General features: G+C 54.7%; 8 protein-coding genes. 3 read left to right on the top strand and 5 right to left on the bottom strand.

Going from position 1 to position 10,132, the window contains the following annotated elements:
- Nucleotides 1-203: 203 nt before the first annotated feature.
- Nucleotides 204-665 (bottom strand): Lrp/AsnC family transcriptional regulator, encoded by a 462-nt coding sequence (locus RAC60_RS10860; RefSeq protein ID WP_233255815.1) that lies wholly within the window; start codon nt 663-665, stop codon nt 204-206.
- A 132-nt stretch (nt 666-797) separates the two neighbouring features.
- Between RAC60_RS10860 and RAC60_RS10855 the strand changes: the two genes are divergently transcribed.
- On the top strand, nt 798-1,838 hold the full coding sequence (locus tag RAC60_RS10855) for a zinc-dependent alcohol dehydrogenase family protein (protein ID WP_375093645.1): 1,041 nt from the start codon (nt 798-800) through the stop codon (nt 1,836-1,838).
- Nucleotides 1,839-2,060: 222 nt separating this feature from the next.
- Nucleotides 2,061-3,356, top strand: coding sequence for an MFS family transporter (locus RAC60_RS10850; protein WP_375093644.1), 1,296 nt, complete (start codon nt 2,061-2,063; stop codon nt 3,354-3,356).
- A gap of 41 nt (nt 3,357-3,397) precedes the next feature.
- On the opposite strand, the gene pssA is transcribed toward RAC60_RS10850, so the two are convergent.
- The 4 genes from pssA to trxC form a co-directional block, all read right to left on the bottom strand.
- On the bottom strand, nt 3,398-4,753 hold the full coding sequence (gene pssA / locus RAC60_RS10845) for a CDP-diacylglycerol--serine O-phosphatidyltransferase (protein ID WP_375093642.1): 1,356 nt from the start codon (nt 4,751-4,753) through the stop codon (nt 3,398-3,400).
- A gap of 99 nt (nt 4,754-4,852) precedes the next feature.
- Nucleotides 4,853-7,528 (bottom strand): bifunctional acetate--CoA ligase family protein/GNAT family N-acetyltransferase, encoded by a 2,676-nt coding sequence (locus tag RAC60_RS10840; protein WP_263757601.1) that lies wholly within the window; start codon nt 7,526-7,528, stop codon nt 4,853-4,855.
- 140 nt (nt 7,529-7,668) lie between these two features.
- Nucleotides 7,669-8,349, bottom strand: coding sequence for a tRNA-uridine aminocarboxypropyltransferase (locus RAC60_RS10835; RefSeq protein WP_033739452.1), 681 nt, complete (start codon nt 8,347-8,349; stop codon nt 7,669-7,671).
- 82 nt (nt 8,350-8,431) lie between these two features.
- Nucleotides 8,432-8,851, bottom strand: a complete 420-nt coding sequence (trxC, locus tag RAC60_RS10830) for a thioredoxin TrxC (RefSeq protein WP_039340125.1) — start codon at nt 8,849-8,851, stop codon at nt 8,432-8,434.
- A 160-nt stretch (nt 8,852-9,011) separates the two neighbouring features.
- Between trxC and RAC60_RS10825 the strand changes: the two genes are divergently transcribed.
- Entirely contained in the window at nt 9,012-10,127 is a 1,116-nt protein-coding gene (locus RAC60_RS10825) for a tRNA/rRNA methyltransferase (protein WP_006120689.1), read from the top strand.
- Nucleotides 10,128-10,132 lie beyond the last annotated feature (5 nt).

Genomic DNA, 10,132 nt, shown 5'->3' with positions numbered 1-10,132 from the left:
GGGGCTTTTTTACGTCCGCAAATCATGGTTCAGCAGGCAGCCGGGCAGAATCTTATGGCCGTTTAAAGCCTCTTGAGCCCGATATCCTACGCTGCTGTTTGCACTGAACCGGCTGGCAAGACTCCTTCCATCGTCGCCTGGTACCGTTTCTTTGTATAAATTCTCCAGGCCCGCCATCCTGGGTCAGAAAGTAAACCGTACCCTCAGACCGGCAGGGGATGGCTTTTCTTCACTTCCCTGAGCGAAATCGAAGAATTAATGCTCAGGATCCCCGGCAGCTTGCGCAGTTCCTTTTCAATAAACAGGCTGTAATGATCTAAATCCCGCGCAACCACCTGCAAAAGGAAGTCGGCCTCGCCAGTGATATTGTGGCATGACAGGACATAAGGATTCGCATTGATCCGCTCTTCAAAGTCTCGTGTTGCCGCCTCACTGTGTTGGCTGCAGACCAGACGCACGAATGCCATCACGCCAAACCCCATCTTTCGACGATTCACTACCGCCTGATAACCTTCAATGAAGGCTTCGTCCTCAAGCCGCTTCAGGCGCCGCCATGTTGACGCCGGGCTCATATCCAAATCCTGAGACAGCTTAAGACTCGATACTCTGCCGTCCTTTTGCAGATAGCGCAGTAACGCCACATCTTTCTTATCAAGAATGCTCACTGAAATATCCACTCAGCCTTACTATCATTAATGAAAGATAATTTCATAAACCATGATCCGCCTGCAATACACGAAAAGTAATTTCACGGCCTGTCAGTATACTTTTAGTAAACCATACATGAGGGTTTACTGATGAAAGCGGTCATATACGAATCATTTCTGTCCCCGCCTGTCCTGAAAACGCTGCCGGATCCCACACCGGAACCCCATGGCGTTGTGATTCGGGTTAAAGCAACTGGGGTTTGCCGAAGCGACTGGCATGGCTGGGTCGGCCACGATCCTGATATCCTGTTACCCCACGTGCCGGGGCATGAATTCGCCGGCACGATTGAAGCGGTCGGCAGTGCGGTGACGAAATGGCGGCCGGGCGATAATGTCACCGTGCCCTTTGTCTCGGGATGCGGTTTATGCCATGAGTGTCATTCAGGTAATCAACAGGTCTGCGATCATCAGTTTCAGCCAGGCTTTACCCATTGGGGCTCCTTCGCAGAATATGTCGCCATACAGCAGGCGGATCTGAACCTCATTGCTCTTCCGGATACGCTGAATTTCACCACTGCGGCCAGTCTGGGATGTCGCTTCATCACCTCTTTCAGGGCCGTTGTTGATCAGGGGAAAACGTCCGCGGGACAGTGGCTTGCTGTGCACGGCTGTGGTGGCGTAGGCCTTTCCGCCATCATGATTGCCAATGCACTTGGCGCCAATGTCATAGCGGTGGATATCTTGGATGAAAAGCTGCAACTGGCGCGTGAGCTGGGCGCTGTTGCCATCGTAAATGCCACACAGGTCGCCGACGTAGCGGAAGCGGTCAGAGAGCTCACCCACGGCGGGGCGCACGTTTCAATCGATGCGCTGGGTCATACGGCAACCTGTGTCAACGCTATCAACTCATTACGAAAAAGAGGCAGGCACGTTCAGGTTGGCCTGATGGCAGGTGAACACAGCGCACCGCCCATTCCTATGGCGCGGGTCATTGCTAATGAACTGGAAATTATTGGCAGCCACGGCATGCAGGCCCATCGCTATGATGTGATGATGAACATGATTCATGCAGGCAAACTTTGTCCGGAAAAACTGATCGGCAGAACCATTAACCTGGAGCAATCCATAGAGGCGTTAATGAATATGGATAAGTTTGAATCGCCCGGTGTTACGGTGATCACTGCATTTTAACGGTCTTCCTGTGCGCATGTCAGTGCTTCCAGGATGTCATCGTGAGGCGCTGACGCGGCGTTATCGGTAAAAGCCGCCTGATATATCACGCAATGATTTCAGTAAATTAGCAACACAGGTCACATTTTATAGGCTCGGGGCAACACCTCTTTCCGTTTTATTGCCGTCCATGCTTTACTCAACGCTTTAACGCTGCTTATCAGCAAGGAGCCGAGGCATAGCATGTCAGACATGAACAGCACTCCCCACACGCAGGCGATCGACAGAAAAAAACGTATCTGGGCCATCGTAGGCGCATCCTCAGGTAATCTAGTTGAATGGTTCGACTTTTATGTGTACTCGTTTTTCTCACTCTACTTTGCCCATATTTTCTTCCCCCAGGGCGACACCACAACCCAACTGCTGCAAACCGCAGGCGTCTTTGCGGCGGGCTTCTTAATGCGGCCGATTGGCGGCTGGTTATTTGGCTACATTGGCGACCGCCACGGCCGCAAAAAATCCATGCTGATCTCGGTCTGCATGATGTGTTTCGGATCGCTGGTGATCGCCTGCCTGCCGGGCTACGAAAGTATTGGCATCGCCGCGCCCGCACTGCTTTTGCTGGCGCGTATGTTTCAGGGACTGTCAGTAGGCGGTGAATACGGCACAAGCGCCACCTATATGAGTGAAGTCGCGCTGGAAGGACGAAAAGGGTTTTATGCCTCATTCCAGTATGTCACCTTAATCGGCGGCCAACTGGCTGCGGTACTGACGGTCGTGGTGCTGCAGTTTCTGTTAACCGATCATGAGCTACGAACCTGGGGCTGGCGTATCCCGTTCTTTTTAGGCGCCGCGCTGGCTGTCATCGCGTTATGGCTGCGCCGCTCGCTGGATGAGACCTCAGATAAACAAACCCGTGAACACCGCGATGCGGGCAGCGTCATCGGCTTATTGCGAAATCATACTAAGCCGTTTCTGATGGTACTGGGCTTTACCGCGGGCGGATCGCTGAGTTTTTATACCTTTACCACCTATATGCAAAAGTACCTGGTCAATACGTCAGGCATGGATGCGAAAACGGCCAGCGGATTAATGACCGGCGCGTTACTGGTTTATATGCTGCTGCAGCCGATTATCGGTGGTTTGTCGGATAAAATCGGCCGCCGCACGTCCATGATGGTCTTTGGGGCTGGGGCCGCAATCTGTACTGTCCCCATTCTGACACTTTTGCAAAACGTTCAGAGTCCGGGCATGGCATTTATTCTGATTATGCTGGCGCTGCTGATCACCAGTTTTTACACCTCGATCAGTGGGATTTTAAAAGCAGAGATGTTTCCACCGCAGGTTAGGACGCTCGGTGTCGGGCTTTCCTATGCGGTGGCGAATGCCATTTTTGGTGGATCGGCAGAGTATGTTGCGTTGCTGATGAAACACCACGACATGGAAACCACGTTCTTCTGGTATGTTTCTGGGATGGGTGCACTGGCCTTCGTGGTATCGCTGTTGCTGCACCGGCAGGGTAAGGGCATGGCGCTTTAATCGGTAAACATGCCGCAGTCAGTCTGCGGCATGCTGAAACACTAGAGGATACGACTGATCAGGCGGTCAATACGGATACGACGCAGGCGTCGAATCAGTTTACGGACTTTAGCCGGGTAGTCAGCAATACTTTCCAGCTCACGGAAATGCTTAACCACAGTGGTATGTTGGCGGATCAGCATCAGTTCGTGCTGGCGCTGATCGGCCAGTTGCTGATGCGGATCGTGGATCAGTACCGCATTTTCCAGATCCAGCCGCCAGGCGCGCGGATTCAGGTTGTTGCCTGTAATAAGCTGCCATTCATCATCGACCCACATCCCTTTCAGGTGATAGCTGTTCTCACCCTCTTTCCATAAGCGCACGATCAGCTGTCCGTTACTGACGTAATACTGCAGGCGACTCAAAAAGCGACGCAGATTAATTTCGTAGAGATAGGGCAGTGCACCGATGATCTTGAACGGCTCATCGGGTGCAATATAGAAGTCATTCGCCGTCTTATCACCCACAATGATCTCGACATCTTTGCCCTGACGTAACAGGGCAATGATATTGCGCACCAGCAAGGCGGGCAGGTTGAAATAGGGGGTGCAGATAGTGAGTTTTTTCTCTGCGCAGGGCATCAGATGGAAAATGGTCTTGTTCAGCAGGCTGTGTTTGCCTAAGCCTACTAAAGGCGTTACGGCCAGTTCATCGTTGCCAGCGTTGCCTTCAAACTGATAGTTAAAACCGCGCAGGTCCTGACGAAACTGCCGGGTTTCGTTTTTAATTTCCGGGCTGGAAGGCCGCTCTGCATAGTCCAGACGATTCACCGCCTCCGCCTCTTTCAAATGGTGATTAATCCATTCGAACATGGTGTCAGCCAGGGCGGGGTTACGGATGAGCTGATAGCGGTCGTAACGGTATTTATCATGCTGGTGCAGGTAGACGTCATTAATGCTGGCACCGCTGTAAAGCAGCATGTCATCAATGATGAAACCTTTCAGGTGCAGTACGCCCAGCGCTTCACGCGTATTCACCGGGATGCCGTACACCGGAATCACGCTGTCGGGATGTTGCTGGGCCATCTCACAATACCAGTCGGCGTTAGTGGCGCCGCGCGCGGCACCAATGCGCCCGCGCTGGGCGCGGTGCCAGTCAACTAAAATACTGATATCCAGCTGTGGACGCGCGATTTTTGCCGCATAAAGTGCGTTCATGACGGCGCGGCCCGCATCGTCATTTTCCAGATAAAGGGCGACGATACAAATGCGCGATTGCGCTGACGCAATCTTTTCCAAAAGCGTCTCACGGAATTCGCCAGGCGAATAAAGCGTCGACACATCCGCAACAGATTGTGACAGTTTAGGCAGCTGTGCGAGGTGTTGTTGGTGTTTATTGCGCTTAAATTTAGACAACATCACAGTGCACTTCTTCTCGGTTCATTGTATGGCCTTTTGCCACCAAATCAGGGTCATAACGCTAAATAATAACATCAACCCGAGCTGACCGGGCGATTTTTACTTTTCTGTACACGGTAAATTGACATTATCCTGTAACAAAAGCTTAAGGCTGACGATACCATCGTCCATCTGCACATCCACGTTAAAATTGAGTTTTTTCGCCAGCGTGACCATGCCACGGTTGCCCGGCATGGTGATGCCGTTCAGTTGTTGCAAGCCATGGGCGCGGGTGTAACGAATCATTTTTTCGAGTAACCGCCGCCCCATTCCCAGACCTTTCAGATCGGAACGTACCAGCACGGAGAACTCTGCATCAATGTTGTCGGCATCCGAAATGGCGCGGGTGACGCCGATGATCTCCGGCTGTCCCTGGTGCTGACGCACCGCGACGATCGCCATTTCCCGGTCATAGTCGATCTGCGTCATATTGGCCAGATCGTCATGTGTGAATTCGTTAATTTCGCTGAAATAGCGGTAGTAAAGATCTTCTTTGGTTACCTGACTGATGAAGTCACGCAGCAGCGGTTCATCTTCGGGTAAGATCGGGCGGAACAGGCAATGCTGACCATCTTTCAGTTCGACCTCCTCTTCCAGATGCTGAGGATAAGGACGAATCGCCAGGCGGGTTTCGCTGTCGCCGTCAAAGGGGGCCAACGCCAGGGTGACGTCCAGCAGCGTGAAATCACTGCCCGCCGCCAACAGCGGATGAATATCCAGGCGCGCTATTTCCGGGCAATCCACCACCAGGTTAGACACCTGTACCAGTAACTGGCTCAGCGCGGCAACATCAAGAGGGATGAGCGCACTGCGGCTGCGGATCTTACCGCCTTTTATCGCCTGTATGACCAGATAGCGCGCCAGCGTCATATTGAGCGGCGGCAACGCTACGGCAGCCTGTTTCTCAGCCTGCCATTCCACGCCACCTTCACCCAGCATGATGATCGGGCCAAACAGCGGATCCTGTTCCACGACGATGCGCAGCTCCTGTGCTCCGGCACGATTTGCCATGCTCTGCACGACCAGCCCTTCGATTCGGGCGCTGGGTAACGTCTGTTTTACGCGGTCGATAATGGCGTCTGCCGCGCGCCGCACTTCAGCAGCATTGCGCAGATACAGCATCACGCCCTGGACGTCGGATTTATGCGCCACGTCCGGGGAGCGCAGTTTTAGCGCAACCGGGTAACCGATTTGTTCGGCAATGGTGACCGCATCATCGCTGTCTTTCGCAATCCAGGTGGGCAGAGTGGCCAGCCCGTAGGCTTTGAGCACCGGCTGCACCTCATGCGTATCCAGCGATAACACACCCTGATTTAATGCCTGAGATAAGATCTGGTGCGCCTGCGCACTGTCCTGGGTCAGACTGGCCGGCAGCGCGGGGGTTTCCCGCAGTAACTTCTGATTACGCCGGTATTCCACCTGGTGCATAAAGGCGGTAACGGTACCTTCCGGCGTGCGCCAGGTAGGAATGCCCGCCTGCGTAAAAGCCCGGCGCGCCGCCTGAGAAGAGTATTCCCCGCACCAGTTCGTCAACAGCGTAAGCTGTTTACCGCGCGGATGTTGTTGCACCAGCTGAATAATTTTCTCTGCGGTTTCGGTGGCGGGGGCAACGGCACTGGGGGCATGAATCAGCATCAACGCATCTAAATCATGGCTGTCGAGCAGCACGCTAATACAGTCAAGATAACGCGCCGGTGTGGCATCGTCTTTTAAATCAAGCGGATTGCCATGTCCGACGCCCTCCGGCAGGACAGCATTGAGCTGCTGCACGGTCTCGTCGCTCAGCACGGCCAGCTTACCGTTGCGGGCATAGAGTTCATCCAGCGCCAGTGCGGCGGGCGCGGCACCATTGCTGACGATCATCAGGCGATGACCACGCGGCGGGCGCATATGGCTTAAGGATTCCACTGCGGTAAACAGCTCGTGGGTATCCTGTACCCGCAGTAACCCGGCGCGCTGAATGGCGGCATCCCAGGCGGCATCCAGACCACTGTGCGTTCCCAGCAACGCCTGTGCCTGACGGCTGCGCCCACTTTTGATGATCAGGATGGGCTTATTACGTGAGGCGCTTCGCGAAGCCGAGACAAAACGGCGTGCATCACTAAGATGTTCAAGATAAAGCAGAATCGCGCTGGTTTTGCCATCGCGGGCAAGAAAATCCAGCAGGTCATCCACGTCGGTATCCAAACTGTCTCCCAGCGCGATAAACCAGGAGAAGCCCAGGTTACGCTGCTGTGCCCAGTCGAGAATGGTATTAGAGACGGCGGATGACTGCGAAATAAACGCAATGCGGCCCTTAGCAATGGGTACGGGCGAAAAGCTGGCATTCAGTCCCTGCCACGGTGCCAGCAGGCCCAGACTGTTAGGGCCGAGCAGGCGGATCTGCCAGCGGCTGGCGCACTGTTTTAATTCGGGAAGCTGGCTGGTGGGCGCAGAAAGAATGATGCAGGCTTTACAGCCTTTCTCGCCAAGCTGCTGCAGCAGTTCCAGATTCCTTTTGTGATGGGTGCAAATCACCGCCAAATCCGGGGCGAAAGGCAGACTGTGAATATCAGGCCAGGCCAGCACGCCGCTGACGGCTTTGTATTTTGGCGTAACCGGCAACACCGGTCCGCTAAAACCACCGGCCAGCAGGTTGCGCATCATGAAATAGCCTGCGCGTCCCGGTTTGATCGAGGCACCGATAACCGCAATGGATTTCGGCCTTAACAGCGCTTCCAGTCCGCGTTGACTCATCACGTACTCCATTCATCAGGATTTAGGTGATTGTAAACGTATTTGCCCCGTTTTACCGCCGGGCAGATCGCAGGCTGAAGAAGGGCGTACATCAGCGCGCCCGGGACACTATTCGTCACGCATGTACGTGACCGCTAACGTTATCGGTTCTGACCGGGATGGTGCGGTTTACCGGCCAGGTAAGCCTGGCGAAACTGCTCGAAATGCCGGGATAAAGCCTGCGCTGCGTCGCTGTCGCCCGCCTGCTGCAGTAATGCCGCTGCAATTTCTGCCGTACAGTGCTGGCCTTCGCCATGTGCTTCACGCAGCGTGTAGCGGGAAGGGGACGTTACATTGAGCGACAGCACCGGGAAACGATCAAGCCAGGGGCTTTTGCGAAACATCTTCCGCGCCTCATTCCAGGTACCGTCCAGCATAATAAACAGCGGCGGTTTGCCCGACAGCGGCGGCGCGTGGAGAACCTCGCGACCGTCATCCGCATAGGAGGCAGGAAAAACCACCATCGGCTGATAAGCCCCATCGGCCACCGCCGCCAGTAACAGCGGATCGGGCTCCGTGCGTGACCAGCCAAAGGCCTGCGTATTTGGCAACACATCCGCAATCAACCGGCCGGTATTGCTTGGCTTCATCGGCTCGGTATCAAACATCACCAGGCAAAAGCGGCTCCGGGCGGACTGTGTAACGATGCTGTCGCACAGGCACTGTTTTTCCGGCAACAGACAGCCCTGACAGCGAAGCACACGATTTCCGCGGGCTAAAAAAGGACGCGTAGCACGCGCCAGACGTTGGCTGCGTAAACGTAAAACGGCGTTATCAGACATGATTCTTCAGGACAGGAAAAAGCGTAGTGTAATCGAAGCGTCGGACAAAAGGAAAAGGCCAGCAGATGCTGGCCTCAGGGACTTACAGGGATTCGTCGAGCCACTCATTAAAGGGGGCTTTCGGCATCGCGCCGTTCAGCACATCCACCATCTCGCCTTTTTTAAACACCATGATGGTCGGGATACTGCGAATGCGGAAACGGCTGCTCAGGGCGGGCTCGGCTTCGGTATTCACCTTCAGAAAGCGAACCTTACCGCTACGCTCCTGCGCGACGTCTTTATAAACGGGTGCAAAGTTGACACAAGGGCCGCACCAGGGTGCCCAAAAATCCACGACGACAGGCAGGTCATCCTGCAGATAGCTGTCCAGCGTGGCGGCAGTGGCGTTGATCACGTCACCCGAAAACAGGCTTTCGCCACAACGACCACATTTGGCACCATCGGCAAGCCGTTCTTCGGGAACGCGATTGGTTGCCTGACAAGACGTGCATACCGTATTCATAAAAAACCTCTGATAATGATGTAGAGCGCTTTGCTCAATATTGTCCATTATGAAAGGGTGATAAGATCCGCTCAATGTGGATTGCTCTATAGGTTCAATAGTTGATAGCTAAGCGCAGTCACATCAGGTAATCTTCGCGCTCTCAATGCAGGAGGAAGAAATGAACGACGAATTTAAAGGCAAAAGTGGTAAGGTCAAAGTCATGTATGTGCGTGGCGAAGATGAGCAAAGCGCGCGTGCGCCCAATCCTCGTACAGGCAAAGGTGGCCGTCCTGCTGCTCGCCGTGAAGACACTCGTCGTTCATCCGGCCCACGCACTGAGCGCAGTGAAGAAGGCGGACGCAGTACAGGTCGTCGCAGCGACAGCGCGCCACGCCGCAATGACAGTGCACCTCGCCGCAACGATCGCAGCAGCGATAACCGCGACGCTTACGGCAGCAGTGATTCGCCCTGGCGCACCGTTTCCCGTGCACCGGTCGATGAGCCCAAATCGGATAACCCGGGCATCAGCGGTAAAGGTGTCGTGGACGTAGAGCAGATCCGCCGCCAGCGCCTGGAAGAAACCCGGGTTTATGGCGAAAACGCCTGTCAGGCGCTGTTCCAGAGCCGTCCCGAAAGCATCGTGCGTGCCTGGTTTGTGCAGAGCGTTACGCCGCGTTTTCGCGACGCGCTGCGCTGGCTGGCAGCGAACCGTAAAGCCTACCACGTGGTAGATGACGCTGAGATCACCAAAGCCTCCGGCACCGAACACCATGGCGGTGTGTGCTTCCTGATTAAAAAGCGCATGGGCATGGATGTGGCCGCGTGGCTGGAGAAGGCCGAAAGCAAAGACTGCGTGCTGGCCCTTGAAGATGTCAGTAACCCACATAACCTTGGCGCTATCATGCGTAGCTGTGCACATTTCGGTGTGAAAGGGCTGCTGGTGAATGATGCCTCGTTGCTGGAATCCGGAGCGGCAGTTCGTACCGCGGAAGGCGGGGCGGAACACGTTCAGGCCATCAGCGGCACAACCTTTACGCAAGGCCTCGACGCGTTCCGTAAAGCGGGTTACACCATCGTAACCACATCCAGCCATCAGGGTACGCCGCTGTCTGAAGCCGAGCTGCCTGCCAAAATGGTCCTGGTGTTAGGGCAGGAACGTGAAGGCTTGTCCGACAGCACGTTCCAGCAGGGCGATATGAGCCTGTCAATTGGCGGCACCGGTAATGTGGAAAGTCTGAATGTGTCGGTCGCGACCGGTGTGCTGTTAGCCGAATGGTGGCGTCAGAACGCATAATCTGT

The sequence above is a fragment of the Pantoea sp. BR_17 genome, from assembly GCF_041955125.1.
In the GTDB taxonomy this organism is placed as follows: domain Bacteria; phylum Pseudomonadota; class Gammaproteobacteria; order Enterobacterales; family Enterobacteriaceae; genus Pantoea; species Pantoea stewartii.
The sequence above is the reverse complement of the archived record's forward strand: the minus strand, read 5'-3'. Positions and strand labels throughout refer to the sequence as shown.